The organism is Actinomycetospora flava, assembly GCF_037400335.1.
Lineage (GTDB): Bacteria > Actinomycetota > Actinomycetes > Mycobacteriales > Pseudonocardiaceae > Actinomycetospora > Actinomycetospora flava.
Genome location: NZ_JBBEGM010000001.1, coordinates 228,169 through 243,478 on the forward strand (window position 1 = coordinate 228,169; position 15,310 = coordinate 243,478).

At 74.6% G+C, this 15,310-nt stretch carries 13 protein-coding genes and 1 pseudogene; 2 read left to right on the top strand and 12 right to left on the bottom strand.

The features are described 5' to 3' along the window. Nucleotides 1-39: 39 nt before the first annotated feature. The 6 genes from pyrF to pyrR are packed head-to-tail and all read right to left on the bottom strand — an operon-like array spanning nt 40 to nt 8,311. On the bottom strand, nt 40-921 hold the full coding sequence (gene pyrF, locus WCD58_RS01105; RefSeq protein ID WP_337698782.1) for an orotidine-5'-phosphate decarboxylase: 882 nt from the start codon (nt 919-921) through the stop codon (nt 40-42). After that, nucleotides 918-4,307, bottom strand: coding sequence for a carbamoyl-phosphate synthase large subunit (gene carB / locus WCD58_RS01110; protein ID WP_337698783.1), 3,390 nt, complete (start codon nt 4,305-4,307; stop codon nt 918-920). Before carB ends, pyrF begins: the two co-directional genes overlap by 4 nt. Further along, entirely contained in the window at nt 4,307-5,422 is a 1,116-nt protein-coding gene (carA, locus tag WCD58_RS01115; RefSeq protein WP_337698784.1) for a glutamine-hydrolyzing carbamoyl-phosphate synthase small subunit, read from the bottom strand. The genes carB and carA overlap by 1 nt, the downstream gene beginning before the upstream one ends. Then, entirely contained in the window at nt 5,419-6,744 is a 1,326-nt protein-coding gene (locus WCD58_RS01120; RefSeq protein ID WP_337698785.1) for a dihydroorotase, read from the bottom strand. The genes carA and WCD58_RS01120 overlap by 4 nt, the downstream gene beginning before the upstream one ends. Continuing rightward, nucleotides 6,741-7,700: an aspartate carbamoyltransferase catalytic subunit gene (locus tag WCD58_RS01125; RefSeq protein ID WP_337700759.1), complete on the bottom strand. Its 960-nt coding sequence runs from the start codon at nt 7,698-7,700 to the stop codon at nt 6,741-6,743. The genes WCD58_RS01120 and WCD58_RS01125 overlap by 4 nt, the downstream gene beginning before the upstream one ends. Before the next feature lie 26 nt (nt 7,701-7,726). Beyond that, entirely contained in the window at nt 7,727-8,311 is a 585-nt protein-coding gene (gene pyrR, locus WCD58_RS01130) for a bifunctional pyr operon transcriptional regulator/uracil phosphoribosyltransferase PyrR (protein WP_337698786.1), read from the bottom strand. 315 nt (nt 8,312-8,626) lie between these two features. On the opposite strand from pyrR, the gene bldD reads away from it, so the two are divergent. Next, a complete protein-coding gene (gene bldD / locus WCD58_RS01135; protein WP_337698787.1) occupies nt 8,627-9,121 on the top strand; it encodes a transcriptional regulator BldD in 495 nt (164 codons plus the stop codon). Nucleotides 9,122-9,204: 83 nt separating this feature from the next. Here the strand turns inward: bldD and nusB are convergent. The 3 genes and pseudogenes from nusB to WCD58_RS01150 form a co-directional block, all read right to left on the bottom strand. Next, a pseudogene (gene nusB / locus WCD58_RS01140) lies at nt 9,205-9,668 on the bottom strand (transcription antitermination factor NusB); the annotation flags it as partial. A 1-nt stretch (nt 9,669) separates the two neighbouring features. Further along, nucleotides 9,670-10,233 carry an elongation factor P gene (efp, locus tag WCD58_RS01145; RefSeq protein ID WP_337698789.1) on the bottom strand — a complete coding sequence of 188 codons (564 nt, stop codon included), beginning with the start codon at nt 10,231-10,233 and terminating at the stop codon, nt 9,670-9,672. A 14-nt stretch (nt 10,234-10,247) separates the two neighbouring features. Next, nucleotides 10,248-11,375 carry a M24 family metallopeptidase gene (locus tag WCD58_RS01150; RefSeq protein ID WP_337698790.1) on the bottom strand — a complete coding sequence of 376 codons (1,128 nt, stop codon included), beginning with the start codon at nt 11,373-11,375 and terminating at the stop codon, nt 10,248-10,250. Between the two features lie 40 nt (nt 11,376-11,415). Between WCD58_RS01150 and WCD58_RS01155 the strand changes: the two genes are divergently transcribed. Next, nucleotides 11,416-12,381 (top strand): hypothetical protein, encoded by a 966-nt coding sequence (locus tag WCD58_RS01155; RefSeq protein WP_337698791.1) that lies wholly within the window; start codon nt 11,416-11,418, stop codon nt 12,379-12,381. A gap of 128 nt (nt 12,382-12,509) precedes the next feature. On the opposite strand, the gene aroB is transcribed toward WCD58_RS01155, so the two are convergent. Genes aroB through aroC form a run of 3 tightly spaced genes read right to left on the bottom strand, consistent with a single transcriptional unit; the run spans nt 12,510 to nt 15,308 of the window. Further along, complete coding sequence (aroB, locus tag WCD58_RS01160) at nt 12,510-13,601, bottom strand: 3-dehydroquinate synthase (RefSeq protein ID WP_337698792.1); 1,092 nt, start codon at nt 13,599-13,601, stop codon at nt 12,510-12,512. Continuing rightward, a complete protein-coding gene (locus tag WCD58_RS01165; protein WP_337698793.1) occupies nt 13,588-14,115 on the bottom strand; it encodes a shikimate kinase in 528 nt (175 codons plus the stop codon). The genes aroB and WCD58_RS01165 overlap by 14 nt, the downstream gene beginning before the upstream one ends. Continuing rightward, nucleotides 14,112-15,308 carry a chorismate synthase gene (gene aroC / locus WCD58_RS01170; protein WP_337698794.1) on the bottom strand — a complete coding sequence of 399 codons (1,197 nt, stop codon included), beginning with the start codon at nt 15,306-15,308 and terminating at the stop codon, nt 14,112-14,114. Before aroC ends, WCD58_RS01165 begins: the two co-directional genes overlap by 4 nt. Between the last annotated feature and the right edge of the window lie 2 nt (nt 15,309-15,310).

Sequence of the window (15,310 nt, forward strand, 5' to 3'; positions counted from 1 at the left end):
GGAGCGTGATCCCCGATCATCGGCCGTCCCCGCGACGGGCTACCCCGTCAACGCCCCGTTCAGCGCATCGACCGCTGCTCTCAGCGCTCCGTGGGAGGGGCCGGCGGTCAGGACCTCCCGCGCGCTCACGGGCACGACCGGTCCCCCGTCAGCGCCCAACGCCCCGCCGGCACCGAAGACATCGGCCACATCGGCGGGCGTGCCGCCCTGCGCGCCGAGCCCCGGGACGAGGACCGGCCCGCCGAGCGCGGAGAGATCCAGGCCGTGGTCGCGGCCGGTCGTGCCGCGGGTCAGGCCCACCACGGCGCCGGCCGAGCCGTCGCCGTGGGCGGCGTTGTGGTCGGCCAGGGCGTCGACGACGGACTGGGCGACCTCCCGCATGCCCCGCGCGGAGCCGCCCGACCCCGCCACCCACGCCTGCGCCGACTGCACCCCGGCGGCCTCGGGGTTGGACGTGCGGGCGAGCACGAACACCCCGCGCCCGGTGGCGACGGCGAGGTCGAGGGCCGGCGCCAGCGCGCCCACCCCGAGGTACGGCGAGAGGGTCACGGCGTCGGCACGCAGCGGGGCGTCCTCGGCCAACCAGGCGTGCGCGTAGGCGGCCATCGTCGAGCCGATGTCGCCGCGCTTGGCGTCGGCGATCGTCAGCACCCCGGCCTCGCGGGCGTCGGCGAGCGCCCGCTCGAGCACCGCGAGCCCGCCGGACCCGAACGTCTCGAACAGCGCGACCTGCGGCTTGAGCAGGGCCACGTGCCCGGCCATCGCCTCGACGACCTGCCGCGTGAACCGCTCGAGCCCCGCGACGTCCACGTCGAGCCCCCAGGCCTTCAGCAGGCCCGGATGCGGGTCGATCCCGACGCACAGGGGGCCGTACTTCCCCACCGCCTCCTGCAGCCGCCCGCGGAACGGCGCGCGGCTCACTCGCCCGCCCCGAGCTGCGCGCGCGCCTTGGCGAGCCGCTCGTGGAACACCTGCAGGGGCGTCACCGCGACCTCGCCGCGGATCGCGGCCTCGACGGCCTGCACCGCCGCGGCCGCGCCCTGCACGGTGGTCACGCACGGCACGCCGACGTCGAGGCACGCCGCGCGGATCTCGTAGCCGTCGATGCGGGGCCCGGAGTGGCCGACCGGGGTGTTGACGACGAGGGCGACCTCGCCCGCGGCGATCCGGTCGACGATGTTGTCCGGCCCCTCGAAGTGCTTGCGGACCACCTCGCACGGGATGCCGTTGCGCTCGAGCACGCTGGCCGTGCCCGCGGTCGCGAGGATCTCGAAGCCCAGGTCGGCGAGGCGCTTCACCGGGAAGATCAGCGAGCGCTTGTCGCGGTTGGCCACCGAGACGAACACCTTGCCGCTCACCGGCAGCGGTCCCGACGCGGCCGCCTGCGACTTGGCGAACGCCGTCGAGAACGCGTGGTCGATGCCCATGACCTCGCCCGTCGACTTCATCTCCGGGCCGAGCAGGGAGTCGACGCCGCGGCCGTCGGGGCGGCGGAACCGGTGGAACGGGAGCACGGCCTCCTTGACCGCGACGGGGTGCTCGCGGGGCAGCTCGGTCCCGTCCCCCGTCGCCGGCAGGAGGCCCTCGGCGCGCAGGTCCGCGATCGTCGCCCCGAGCATCACCCGGGACGCCGCACCGGCCAGCGGGACGCCGGTCGCCTTGGAGACGAACGGGACGGTGCGCGACGCCCGCGGGTTGGCCTCGAGCACGAACAGCACGTCGTCCTTGAGCGCGTACTGGATGTTCATCAGGCCGCGCACGCCCAGGCGGCGGGCCAGCGCGACCGTCGACTCGCGCACGGTCTCGAGCTCGGCGACCCCGAGCGTGATCGGCGGCAGCGCGCACGACGAGTCGCCGGAGTGCACCCCGGCCTCCTCGATGTGCTCCATGACCCCGCCGAGGTAGACGTCGCCCTCGGCGTCGCAGAGCGCGTCGACGTCGATCTCGATGGCGTCGTCGAGGAAGCGGTCGACGAGCACCGGGTGGTCCGGCGTGACCTCGGTGGCGCGGGCGATGTAGTCGGCCAGCGTGGCGTCGTCGTACACGATCTCCATGCCGCGCCCGCCGAGCACGTACGACGGGCGCACGAGCACCGGGTAGCCGACCTCGGCGGCGATCTCCCGGGCCCCGTCGAAGCTGGTCGCGGTGCCGTAGGGGGGCGCGGGCAGCTCGGCGTCGGCGAGCACGCGGCCGAACGCGCCGCGGGACTCCGCGAGGTCGATCGCCGCGGGCGGCGTCCCCACCACCGGCACCCCGGCGGCCTCCAGCCCGGCCGCGAGCTTCAGCGGCGTCTGCCCGCCGAGCTGCACGACGACCCCGACGAGCCCCGGTCCCCCACCGCCCGACACCTGCTCCGCGTGCACGACCTCGAGCACGTCCTCCTGCGTGAGCGGCTCGAAGTACAGCCGGTCGGAGGTGTCGTAGTCGGTGGAGACCGTCTCGGGGTTGCAGTTGAGCATCACGGTCTCGAATCCCGCCGCCCGCAGCGCGGTGGCCGCGTGCACGCAGGAGTAGTCGAACTCGATGCCCTGCCCGATCCGGTTCGGCCCGGAGCCCAGGATGATGACCTTGGGGCGCTCGGTCTGGGGCTCGACCTCGGTCTCGGCCGCGGGGTCGGACTCGTAGGCCGAGTAGTGGTACGGGGTCCGCGCGGCGAACTCGGCCGCGCAGGTGTCGACCGTCTTGTAGACGGGGCGAACGCCGAGACGGTGGCGCAGTGCCCGCACGCCCGCCTCGCCGGCGAGCTCCGGGCGCACGGCCGCGACCTGCGCGTCGGACAGCCCCGCGCGCTTGGCCCGCCGCAGCAGCACCCCGTCGAGCACCGGCGCGTCGGCGAGCTCGGTGCGCAGCGCGACCAGGCCCTCGATCTGCTCGACGAACCACGCGTCGATCCCCGAGGCCTCGGTGACCTGCTCCACGCTCGCCCCGAGGCGCAGCGCGCGCTCGACGGCGTAGAGCCGCCCGTCGCGCGGCAGCGACGCCTGGTGCAACGCTGCCTCGATGGTCGAGCTCCGCTCCCCTATCGGCGTGCTCCCCTCGATGTCTCCCGCCTCGGGGGTCTCGTCGGGGTCCGGCTGCGTCCAGAACCCGAGCGCCTTCGTCTCCGCCGAGCGCAGCGCCTTGTTCAGCGCCTCCGGGAAGCTGCGGCCCAGCGCCATCGCCTCGCCGACCGACTTCATCGTCGTGGTCAGCGTGGGGTCCGCGCCGGGGAACTTCTCGAACGCGAAGCGCGGCACCTTCACCACGACGTAGTCGAGCGTGGGCTCGAAGCTCGCCGGGGTCTCGCCGGTGATGTCGTTGGTGATCTCGTCGAGCGTGTAGCCCACGGCGAGTCGCGCCGCGATCTTCGCGATCGGGAAGCCGGTGGCCTTGGACGCCAGCGCCGACGAGCGCGAGACCCGCGGGTTCATCTCGATGACGACGAGGCGCCCGGTGTCCGGGTGGATCGCGAACTGGATGTTGCAGCCGCCGGTCTCGACGCCGACCTCGCGCAGCACGGCGATGCCGGTGTCGCGCATGACCTGGTACTCGCGGTCGGTCAGCGTCATCGCCGGCGCGACGGTCACCGAGTCACCGGTGTGCACGCCCATCGGGTCGACGTTCTCGATCGAGCACACGACGACGACGTTGTCCTTGCCGTCGCGCATGAGCTCGAGCTCGAACTCCTTCCACCCGAGCACCGACTCCTCGATGAGCACCTCGTGCACCGGGCTCGCCGACAGGCCCGTGCCGGCCAGGCGCTCCAGCTCGTCGTGGGTGTACGCCAGCCCCGAGCCGAGCCCGCCCATGGTGAAGCTGGGCCGGATGACGACGGGCAGCCCGACCTCCGCGACGGTCGCGCGCACCTCGTCCATCGAGTGGCAGACCTCGCTGCGCGGGACGTCGCCGCCGATCGAGCGCACGATCTCCTTGAACTTCAGCCGGTCCTCGCCGCGCTGGATCGCGTCGATGTCGGCGCCGATCAGCTCGACGCCGTAGCGCTCGAGCACGCCGGCGTCGTGCAGGGCGATCGCCGTGTTCAGCGCCGTCTGGCCGCCGAGGGTGGCGAGCAGCGCGTCCGGGCGCTCGGCCTCGATGACCTTGGTGACGTGCTCGACGGTGATCGGCTCGACGTAGGTGGCGTCGGCGATCTCCGGGTCGGTCATGATCGTCGCCGGGTTGGAGTTGACCAGCGAGACGCGCAGGCCCTCCTCGCGCAGCACGCGGCACGCCTGCGTCCCGGAGTAGTCGAACTCGGCGGCCTGCCCGATGACGATCGGGCCGGAGCCGATGACCAGGACGTGGCGGATGTCGTCGCGGCGCGGCATCAGTGACTTCCCATCAGGTCCGCGAAACGGTCGAAGAGGCCCGCGGCGTCGTGCGGACCGGCCGCCGCCTCCGGGTGGTACTGCACGCTGAACGCCGGGACGTCCTCGCAGGTCACGCCCTCGACGGTGCCGTCGTTCGGGCAGGAGTGGCTCAGGTGGACCGTGCCGACCGGGGAGCTCACGCGCGACCCCGGCTCGCCCGCCACCGCGAACCCGTGGTTCTGGCTCGTGATCGCCACCGTGCCGGTGGTGTGGTCGACGACCGGGATGTTGATCCCCCGGTGGCCGTAGCGCATCTTGTACGTCTCCAGCCCCAGGGCGCGGGAGAGGATCTGGTTGCCGAAGCAGATGCCGAACAGCGGCACCTCGCGCCGCAGCACCTCGCTCGTCAGGGCCACCGCGTGCGACGCCGTCGCCGGGTCCCCCGGGCCGTTGGAGAGGAAGACCCCGTCGGGGCCGCCCTCGAGCAGCTCCTCGATGTGCGCGGTCGACGGCAGGACCCGCGTCTCGATGCCGCGCTCGGCGAGCATCCGGGGGGTGTTGGCCTTGATCCCGAGGTCGAGCGCGGCCACCCGGAAGCGGGTCGTGCCGACCGCGGGCACCGTGTAGGGCTCCGTCGTCGTCACCGCGCCGGCGAGGTCCGCGCCCGCCATCTCCGGGCTGTCGAGGACCGTGGCGCGCATCGACGTCGCGTCGCTCAGCGCGTCGCCCGAGAAGATGCCGGCGCGCATCGAGCCGGCCTCGCGCAGCCGCCGCGTCACCGCGCGGGTGTCGACGCCGGCCAGACCGACCACGCCCTGCCGGGCGAGCTCGTCGGCCAGGTCGCGCTGCGAGCGCCAGTTCGACGGCCGCCGCGCGGGGTCGCGCACGACGTAGCCGGCGACCTGGATGCGCGCGGACTCGTCGTCCTCGTCGTTCCACCCCGTGTTGCCGATGTGCGGCGCCGTCGCCACCACGATCTGGCGGTGGTAGCTGGGGTCGGTCAGGGTCTCCTGGTAACCGGTCATCCCGGTGGCGAAGACCGCCTCCCCCAGCGTGCGGCCGCGGGCGCCGAAGGCCTCGCCGCGGTGGAGGCTGCCGTCCTCGAGGACCAGCACCGCCTCATCAGCGGTCAACGGTCCAGCTCCCGCTTCGCTCCGTGTCCATCATTGCCCACTACCTTCCCGTCCCGCACCGTCCACCGGCCCCGCAGCATGGTGTGCACCACGGAGACCGGCATCTCCATCCCCTCGTACGGGGTGTTGTCCGCGAGGCTCGCCAGCGCCGCGCCCCGCACGGTCCACGCCGCGTCGGGGTCGACGAGCGTCAGCGTCGCCGGCTCGCCCGGCGTCAGCGGCCGTCCCTGGTCGGGGAGGCCGGCGATCCGCGCGGGGGCCTCGCTGCACACCCGCGCGACGCCGCGCCAGTCCAGGAGGCCGGTGGCGACCATCGTCGTCACCACCACCGGCAGCGCCGTCTGCAGACCCAGCATGCCGGGTCGCGCGGCGGACCACTCGCAGTCCTTCGCCTCGACGGCGTGCGGCGCGTGGTCGGTGGCGACGCAGTCGAGCGTCCCGTCGGCGAGCGCGCGGCGCAGCGCCTCGGTGTCGGCCGCCGGCCGCAGCGGCGGGTTGACCTTGTGCACCGGGTCGTAGTCCTCGGCCGCGGTGTCGGTGAGCAGCAGGTGGTGCGGGGTGACCTCCGCGGAGACCCGCACGTCCAGCGTCTCCCGGGCCCAGCGGAGGATCTCCGTGGAGCGCGCCGTCGACAGGTGGCAGACGTGCAGGCGCGCGCCCGCGGCAGCGGCGAGCATCACGTCGCGCGCGATGATCGACTCCTCGGCCGTCGGGTCCCACCCCGCGAGCCCGAGCCGCGCCGCGACCGGCCCCTCGTGAGCCTGGGCGCCGACGGTGAGGCGGTGGTCCTCGGCGTGCTGGGCGACGACGGCGTCGAGGGCGCGGGCGTACTCCAGCGCCCGGCGCATGATCAGCGGGTCGTTCACGCAGCGGCCGTCGTCGGAGAACATCCGCACGCCGGCGGGCGAGGCGGCCATCATGCCCATCTCGGCCAGCTTGGCGCCCTCGAGCCCGACCGTGACCGCCCCGACCGGGTGGACGTCGACCAGCCCGACCTCGCGCCCGCGGCGCCACACGTGCTCGACGACGACCGGGGAGTCGGCCACCGGGTTCGTGTTCGGCATCGCGAACACGGCGGTGTAGCCGCCGAGCGCGGCCGCCGCCGAGCCGGTCTCGACGGTCTCGGCCTCCTCGCCGCCCGGCTCGCGCAGATGGGTGTGGAGGTCGACGAGGCCCGGGAGCGCGACGAGGCCGTCGGCGTCGACGGTCTCGTCGGCGTCTGAGACCTCCCCGGCCTCGATGAGCGTGCCGTCGCGGACGTACAGGTCGGTCGGGTCCTCGCCGTAGGGGCGGACGCCCTTCAGCTTGATCGTGCCCGTCACGCGACGTCCTCTCCGGCGAGCAGGTGGTAGAGCACGGCCATCCGCACGTGGACCCCGGCGGTGACCTGCTCGGCGATGGCGGCACGGCTCGAGTCGGCGACCGAGCTGGCGATCTCCATGCCGCGCACCGCGGGTCCGGGGTGCAGGACGACCGCGTGGTCGGGCAGGCGGTCGGCGCGGCGCTGGGAGAGCCCGAAGCGCACCGCGTACTCGCGGGCCGACGGGAAGAAGCCGCCGTGCATGCGCTCGGCCTGCACGCGCAGCATCATCACGGCGTCGGGTCCCTCGCCCAGCGTCGCGTCCAGGTCGTGGGACACGGTCACCGGCCAGTCGCCGACGCCGACCGGGAGCAGCGTCGGCGGCGCCACGAGCGTCACGCGGGCCCCGAGCGTCGCCAGCAGATGGGCGTTGGAGCGGGCGACACGGCTGTGCAGGATGTCGCCGACGATCGCCACGTGCGCGCCCTCGACCCGCCCGAGCCGCGCCCGCAGGGTCGCCGCGTCGAGCAGGGCCTGGGTGGGGTGCTCGTGGGTGCCGTCGCCGGCGTTGACCACCGCGACGTGCCCTTCCCCGCCCAGGTGGGAGTGCCCGACCTCGTCCAGCCAGGCGGCGATGCGGTGCGGGGCGCCGGAAGCGGGGTGGCGCACGATGAGGCAGTCGGCGCCCGCGGCGCCCAGGGTGGCGGCGGTGTCGCGCAGGGACTCGCCCTTGCTCACCGAGCTGGCCGACGCGCTGACGTTGATGGTGTCGGCGCTCATCCACTTGCCCGCGACCTCGAACGACACGCGCGTGCGGGTGGAGTTCTCGTAGAAGAGGGTCACGACCGTGCGCCCGCGCAGCGTGGGCAGCTTGCGCACCGCCCGGCCCGTCAGCGCCTGCTCCATGCCGGCGGCGGTGTCGAGCAGCGCCTCGGCCTGCTCGCGGCGCAGGCCCTCGGTGGAGAGCAGGTGGCGCAGGCCGATGCCGGTGCTGACCGACTCCGTCATCGCAGGCTCACCCCGTCCTCGCCGTCGACCTCGGTCATGCGCACCGCGACGTCCTCCGAGCGGTTGGTCGGCACGTTCTTGCCGACGTAGTCCGCGCGGATCGGGAGCTCGCGGTGCCCGCGGTCGATGAGGACCGCCAGCTGCACGGCCCGCGGCCTGCCGTGGTCGCGCAGGGCGTCGAGCGCGGCGCGCACCGTGCGCCCGGAGAACAGGACGTCGTCGACGAGCACCACGACCGCGTCGTCGATGCCGCCGGGCGGCAGCTCGGTCTCCGCGAGCGCGCGGGTGGGGCGCATCCGGAGGTCGTCGCGGTAGAGCGTGGGGTCGAGCGTCCCGGTGGGCACGGTGGCCCCGGTGATCTCGGAGATGCGCTCGGCGAGCCGCCGCGCGAGGTAGGTCCCTCGTGTCGGGAGCCCGAGGAGGACCACCCGGGCGGACGCGCCGTCGGGGGTGGTGCGTTCGATGATCTCGTGGGCGACGCGGGCCACGGTGCGCGCGAGGTCTGCCGCGGAGAGGAGCTCGCGCTCACCCTCGGCACTCGCGCCACCCGACCCGGGTTCGCCCCGGCGCCTCGACGGCACTGGGGGGACCCTCCTTCTCCGCCTCGCCGGACGGCTCTTAAAGGATGTCGGTCAGGACTCGCTCCGACACTATCAGCGACGACACGCCGGTCCGGCGGCGCCCGTGTGATGGCCGTCGTCGCGCTGCTCCGGGTGGGGCACTACAGGGCGTGGTCCGTGTCCGGACGGAGTGCCACGGGCCACACCGGCGACGATCCGTGCGGATCCCGGCTTGACCATGTGACGGCACTGGGCGCATCATCACTCTCCGTATCGACTTCGCTGAGTGCACGGGCGGGGCGAGCCGGGCGACGCGAGAGGACGGGTGTCCGCCAGATGGGTGACTATGCGAAGGCGCTGGGGTCGAAGCTCCGGGGCATCCGCCAGCAGCAGGGTCTGTCACTGCACGGGGTCGAGCAGAAGTCGGGCGGGCGGTGGAAGGCCGTCGTCGTCGGGTCGTACGAGCGCGGTGACCGCGCCGTGACCGTGCAGAAGCTCGCCGAGCTCGCCGACTTCTACGGCGTCCCCGTCGCCGAGCTCCTCCCCGAGGGCCGCGTGCCCTCCGGCTCGGAGCCGGCCGCGAAGATCGTGATCAACCTCGAGCGGCTGCAGCAGCTGCCCGCCGAGAAGGCGGGACCGCTGGCCCGCTACGCCGCCGCCATCCAGAGCCAGCGCGGCGACTACAACGGCAAGGTCCTCTCGATTCGTAACGAGGACCTGCGCTCGCTCGCGATCATCTACGACATGAGCCCGGGCGAGCTGTCCGACCAGCTCGTCGACTGGGGCGTCCTGCCCCCGGAGGCGCGCGTGGCCCGGGCGCTGGACGAGTAGGGCGAGCTCAGCCCTCGGTCGGCTCGTCGTCGGCCGGGGGTGCACCGTCCGCCGAGCTCAGCTCGACCCCGGCCGGCAGGTCGACGCGGTCCGGGCTCGGCGCCGCGACCGTGCCCGGCCGCCCCGACGACACCCCGGCGAGCACGCCGTTGACGAACCGCGGCGAGTCGTCGGTCGACAGCTCGCGCGCGAGGTCGATGGCCTCGTCGATCGCGACCGGGTCCGGCACGTCGTCGGACCACCGGATCTCGAACACGCCGATCCGCAGGATCATCCGGTCGACCGCGGGCATGCGCGCCATGGTCCAGCCGCGCGCATAGGACGAGATGACCTCGTCGATCTCGTCGCGGTGGGAGACGACGCCCTCGACCAGCGTGGCGGCGAAGTCGGACACCGGCGGCGCGTCGGCGCCGGCGATGCGCCGGGCGAGCACCTCCTGGGCGTCCTCGCCGCGGGCCTCGGACTCGAAGAGGATGTCGAGGGCCCGCTTGCGGGCCTTGGAGCGCGACCCCTTGCGGGGTGTGGCGGGTGAGGCAGGGCCGACCACGTCAGCTGCTCACGCGGCCCAGGTAGCGCCCGTCCCGGGTGTCGACCTTGACCCGGGTGCCGGTCTCGAGGAACAGCGGGACCTGGATCTCCGCGCCCGTCGACACCGTCGCCGGCTTGGTGCCACCGGTGGAGCGGTCGCCCTGCAGGCCCGGGTCGGTCTGCGTGATCTCGAGCTCGACCGAGGCCGGGAGCTCGATGTAGAGCGGCACACCGTCGTTGAACGACACCTGGACCTCCTGGTTCTCCAGGAGGAAGCGTGCCTGGTCGCCGACCGTCTGCTCGGGCAGCGGGATCTGCTCGTAGTCGGCGGCGTCCATGAAGATGAACTCGGAGCCGTCGCGGTAGAGGTAGGTCATGTCGCGGCGGTCGACGTTGGCGGTCTCGACCTTGGTGCCCGCGTTGAAGGTCTTGTCGACGACCTTGCCGGTCATGACGTTCTTCAGCGTCGTGCGGACGAAGGCCCCGCCCTTGCCGGGCTTGACGTGCTGGAACTCGGTGACGGTCCAGAGGTTGCCGTCGATCCGCAGCACGAGGCCGTTCTTCAGGTCGTTCGTCGTCGCCACGGGAGCGCTCTCTCCTACGGGTCGTTCCGGAACTCGAGGTCCCGGGGGCTCTGCGTGAGGGGCACGGCACCGGCGTCGGTGACGACCAGCGTGTCCTCGGTCCGGACCCCGCCCCGTCCGGCCAGGTAGACACCCGGCTCGACGGTGACCGTCATCCCCGCCTCCAGGGTAGCGGTCGCCGTCGCGGACACCGCCGGAGCCTCGTGGATGACGAGCCCCACGCCGTGCCCGAGTCCGTGCACGAACTGCTCGCCGAACCCGGCGGCGGTGATGACGTCGCGGGCGGCGGCGTCGACGTCGCGCGTCGCCGTGCCCGGCCGCAGGGCCGCGCGTCCGGCGGCGGCCGCCTCGGCGACGAGGGCGTGCAGGTCGCGCTGCCAGTCGGCCGGGGTCCCGACGATCAGGGTGCGCGTCATGTCCGAGTGGTAGCCGTCGACCAGCGCCCCGAAGTCCATGGTCAGCAGGTCTCCGACGGCGAGCGGCGCGTCGGTCGGGTGGTGGTGCGGGATCGCGGCGTGCGCGCCGGCGGCGACGATCGTGTCGAACGACGGTGCCTCGGCGCCGGCCTCGCGCATGCGCTCCTCGAGCTCGCGGGCGACCTCGCGCTCGGTGCGGCCGGGCTCGAGCCCGCTGTGGGCGATCATGCCGGCCAGCGCGACGTCCGCGGCGGCGCACGCCTGGCGCAGCGCGTCGATCTCGCCCTCGTCCTTCACCGCGCGCAGTCGCTCGACGAGGCCGGGGGCCCTCGCCAGCTCGCCGTCGGCCAGCGCCGTCATCAGGTCGGCGTGGCCGTCGACGGTGACGTGGGCGCTGTCGAAGCCGATCCGCCCGTCGCGGCCGGTGAGCAGGGCCGGGGCGCACGCGCGCTCGACGAGCATCGCGAGGTCGGGCGTCTGCGCGGCGGCCTGCGTGGTGTAGCGGGCGTCGGTGGCGAGCACGGTGCGGTCCTCGCCGCCGTCGGCGTCGTCGCCGGCGTGGACCAGCAGCGCGGCGTTGGAGCCCGTGAAGCCCGTCAGGTAGCGGACGTTGATCAGGTCGGTGACGAGCAGGGCGTCCAGCCCGGCCTCGCGCAGCAGGTCACGCAGCGCGTCGCGGCGCCGCGCGTGGCCGCCGGGCGCGCGCTCCGGACGGGTGGGCTCCACACCCGTCAGCGTAGGAGACGGCGGGTCGTACGGTGTCACCGTGCGTCCTGCCTCCACGTTCGGGCTCCGCCCCTGGGTCCTCCGCGCGATCGTCCTGACCGTGGTCTACGGCGTGGCCGAGGCACTGTTCGTGGCGCTGCGGTCGTGGTCGCCCGACCTGCTGCGGCTCTGGAGCATCGTGCTCCTGCTGGTCGTGGTGGCCGTGGTGATCGGCTGGGTGGGCGCGGAGATCGTGCTCGACCGGCGCCCGCCGGAGTGGACCTGGTTCATCGCGGCCCTGGTCACCGCACCCGCCGCGGGCCTGCTGAGCTGGATCCTGCTGGCCCTGCTCGTCGACGGCACCGGCGTCGCCGACCTCCAGGCGGCGCTCGTGGGGCGCGCCTCGTTCACCGCGCTGCTCATCCTCGCGGCGGTGTTCGTCGGGTCCCGTCTCGGCTGGCTGTCGATGCGACGCCACGGCGAGGGCGCCGACGACCCGATGCTCGACGCGGACGACGACGAGCTGGAGCGCGAGATCGCCGACGAGCGCGCCCCCTCCGCCGCGCGCGCCGCCGCCCGGGTGGGCGTGGTGCCCGCACGGGTCGTGCCGGCCGCGGACCCGGCGGTGGCCGGTGTGCGCACGCCGCGGCGCCGGTCGGCGGAGCGGGTGCCCGCTGCTCCTGGACCCGAGATCAGCGAGCGGGAGCGCATGCCCGAGGCGCCGCGACTCGCCGGGCAGCGCCGGGCGTCCACGGTGCGGCCGGCGGCTCCCGCCCCGGCACCCGGGCCCGTGGCGTCGCCGTTCGGTACGACCCCGGAAGCCCCGGCGGGCGACCAGGCCGAGTCCCTCGAGCCGCCGGTCGTCGCGGTCCTGCCGGCGTTCCCCCGCCCCGGCGGCCCCCTCGACTCGACCGGCTCGCAGCCGGCCGTGGACCCCGAGCCCGGCGCTCCCCCCGCTGCGTCTGAGCCCGAGGAGCCGGAGCGCGGCTCGCGTCGCAAGTTCGGCCTGCGCCGCCCGAAGGGCTGAGCGGGCGCCCGGGCACCCTGCCGGCGCGCCGGTGCCTCGCGCGGTCGGCGTGGGGGATCAGGAGCGCGCTGTGCACCGGGGCCCGCGCCAGGGGTGCACCAGGTGCTCGTGATCAGCGGGCGGACGCCTCAGCTCGCGAGCGCCGCGTACGCCGCGGCGAGGTCGGCCGGGTCGGGTCCCTCGAGTCGGCCGGGGTTCGCGAGGCCGTCGAGCACGACGAAGCGCAGCAGCGCGCCGCGGGACTTCTTGTCCAGGCGCATCGTGGCGACGAGGTCGTCGAAGGCGTCGGCGGGGTAGGTCGTCGGGAGCCCGACCGCCCGCAGCGTCGCCGCGTGCCGGTCGGCGGTGGCGTCGTCCAGGCGCCCGGCGCGGCGGGCGAGCTCAGCGGCGAACACCAGGCCCACCGACACCGCCTCGCCGTGGCGCCAGCGGTAGTCCTCGCGACGCTCGACGGCGTGGCCCAGGGTGTGGCCGTAGTTGAGGATCTCGCGCAGGTGGGACTCGCGGAGGTCCGCGGCCACCACGTCGGCCTTGACCCGCACCGAGCGCACGACCAGCTCGCCCAGCGTGTCGCCGGCGGGGTCGAGGGCGCCCTCGGGGTCGGCCTCGACGAGCTCGAGGATCGCGGGGTCGGCGATGAACCCCGTCTTGATCACCTCGGCCATGCCGGCGGCGAGCTCGGGACGGCTGACGGTGGCGAGGGTGTCGAGGTCGGCGACGACCGCGGCGGGCTCGTGGAAGGCCCCGACGAGGTTCTTGCCGGCGGCGGTGTTGATGCCGGTCTTGCCGCCGACCGCGGCGTCGACCATCGCGAGCAGCGTGGTCGGCACGTGCACCACCCGCACCCCGCGCATCCAGCCGGCGGCGACGAAGCCGACGAGGTCGGTGGCCGCTCCGCCGCCGACCGCGACCAGTGCGTCGGAGCGGGTCAGCCCGAGCCGGCCGAGCTCCTCCCAGCACGCGCCGGCCGTGGCGAGGTCCTTGCCGTCCTCGCTCTCCGGCAGCACGAGCAGGTGGGTGCGGGTGCCCGCGGCGTCGAGCGCGTCGCGGACCGCCGTCGCGATCCCGGCCACCGCGGGCTGGTGGCAGACGACGACGGTGGCGGTGCCCGCGAGGGTCTCCGCGACGGCCCCGGTGACCCCGCGGCCGACGACGACGTCGTAGGGCGAGGCGCTCGCGACGTGCAGGCGCTGCTCGGCGAGCGAGCTACCGGCCGGCACGGTCGGCCTCCGGGGAGAGCGCGGCGAGCACCGCGTCGGCGACGGCCTCGGGCTCGAGGTCGTCGGTGGCGATCTCGTGGCGGGCGACCGCGCGGTACACCGGCAGGCGCTCCTGGAGCAGCGCCGAGAACGTGGCCCGCGGGTTGACGCCGGCGAGCAGCGGGCGTGCGGTCGACAGGCCGACCCTCCGGACGCCGGCGGCGAGCCCGACCGCGAGGAAGACCACGGGGTGGCCGTCGAGGTCCGCGCGCACGCCCTCGGTCATCGGGGCGCCGCCGCCGAGGGCGAGGACGCCGTCGTGCTCGGCGAGAGCACCGGCGACCGCCTCGCGCTCCATCACCCGGAACGCCGCCTCGCCGTCGGACAGGAAGATGTCGCTGATCGCCCGGCCCTGCTGCGTCTCGACGATCGTGTCGCTGTCGGTGAACGGCACCCCGAGGCGCTCGGCGAGCAGCTGCCCGACCGTCGACTTGCCCGCGCCCGGCGGGCCGATGAGCACCGCGACCGGGCTCACGACTCGCTCCGCAGCAGGTTCGGGTCGATCGCGCCCCGGTAGGCCTGCAGGTTGCGGGCGGTCTCCCGGAGCGAGTCGCCGCCGAACTTCTCGAGCGCCGCGTCGGCGAGCACGAGCGCGACCAGCGCCTCGGCGACGACCCCGGCCGCGGGCACGGCGCAGACGTCGGAGCGCTGGTGGTGGGCGACGGCGGCCTCGCCGGTGGCGGTGTCGACGGTCGCGAGGGCCCGGGGCACCGTGGAGATCGGCTTCATGGCCACGCGCGCCCGCAGGGGCTCGCCGTTGGTCATGCCGCCCTCGATGCCGCCGGCGCGGTTGGAGGCGCGGCTGATGCCGGGCTCGGCGACGTGCATCTCGTCGTGGGCGGCGGAGCCGCGGCGCCGGGCCGTGGTGAACCCGTCGCCGATCTCGACGCCCTTCATGGCCTGGATGCCCATCAGCGCACCGGCCAGGCGCGCGTCGAGCCGGCGATCGGCCTGCACGTAGGAGCCGAGCCCCACGGGCAGCCCGTGCGCGACGACCTCGACGACGCCGCCGAGGGTGTCGCCGTCCTCCTTGGCGGCGTCGACCTCGGCCACCATCGCCTGCGTCGAGGCCTCGTCGACCGCGCGCACCGGGCTGGCGTCGATGCGCTCGCCGTCGCCGGGCAGCGGGATGGCGCCGGGGGTGGCGTCCGCGGTGCCGAGGCTCACCACGTGCGAGAGCACCTCGACGCCCAGGGCCTGTGCGAGGAACGCCTTCGCGACCGCGCCGAGCGCCACCTTGGCGGCCGTCTCGCGCGCGCTCGCCCGCTCGAGCACCGGGCGGGCCTCGTCGAAGTCGTACTTCGTCATGCCCGCGAGGTCGGCGTGGCCGGGGCGGGGGCGCGTGAGCGGCGCGTTGCGCGCCCGGCCCTCGATGAGGGCGGGGTCGACGGGGTCGGCCGACATGACCGTCTCCCACTTCGGCCACTCGGAGTTGGCGATCCGGATGGCGATCGGGCTCGCGAGCGTCACGCCGTGGCGGAGTCCGCCCGAGATCTCGATCTCGTCCGCCTCGAACGCCATCCGCGCGCCGCGCCCGTAGCCCAGGCGCCGCCGCGCCAGCTCGGCCGACACCTCCTTGGAGCTCACCGAGACGCCCGCGACCATGCCCTCGAGCACGGCCGTGAGCGCCGCTCCGTGCGACTCTCCCGCCGTCAGCCACCGCAACACGC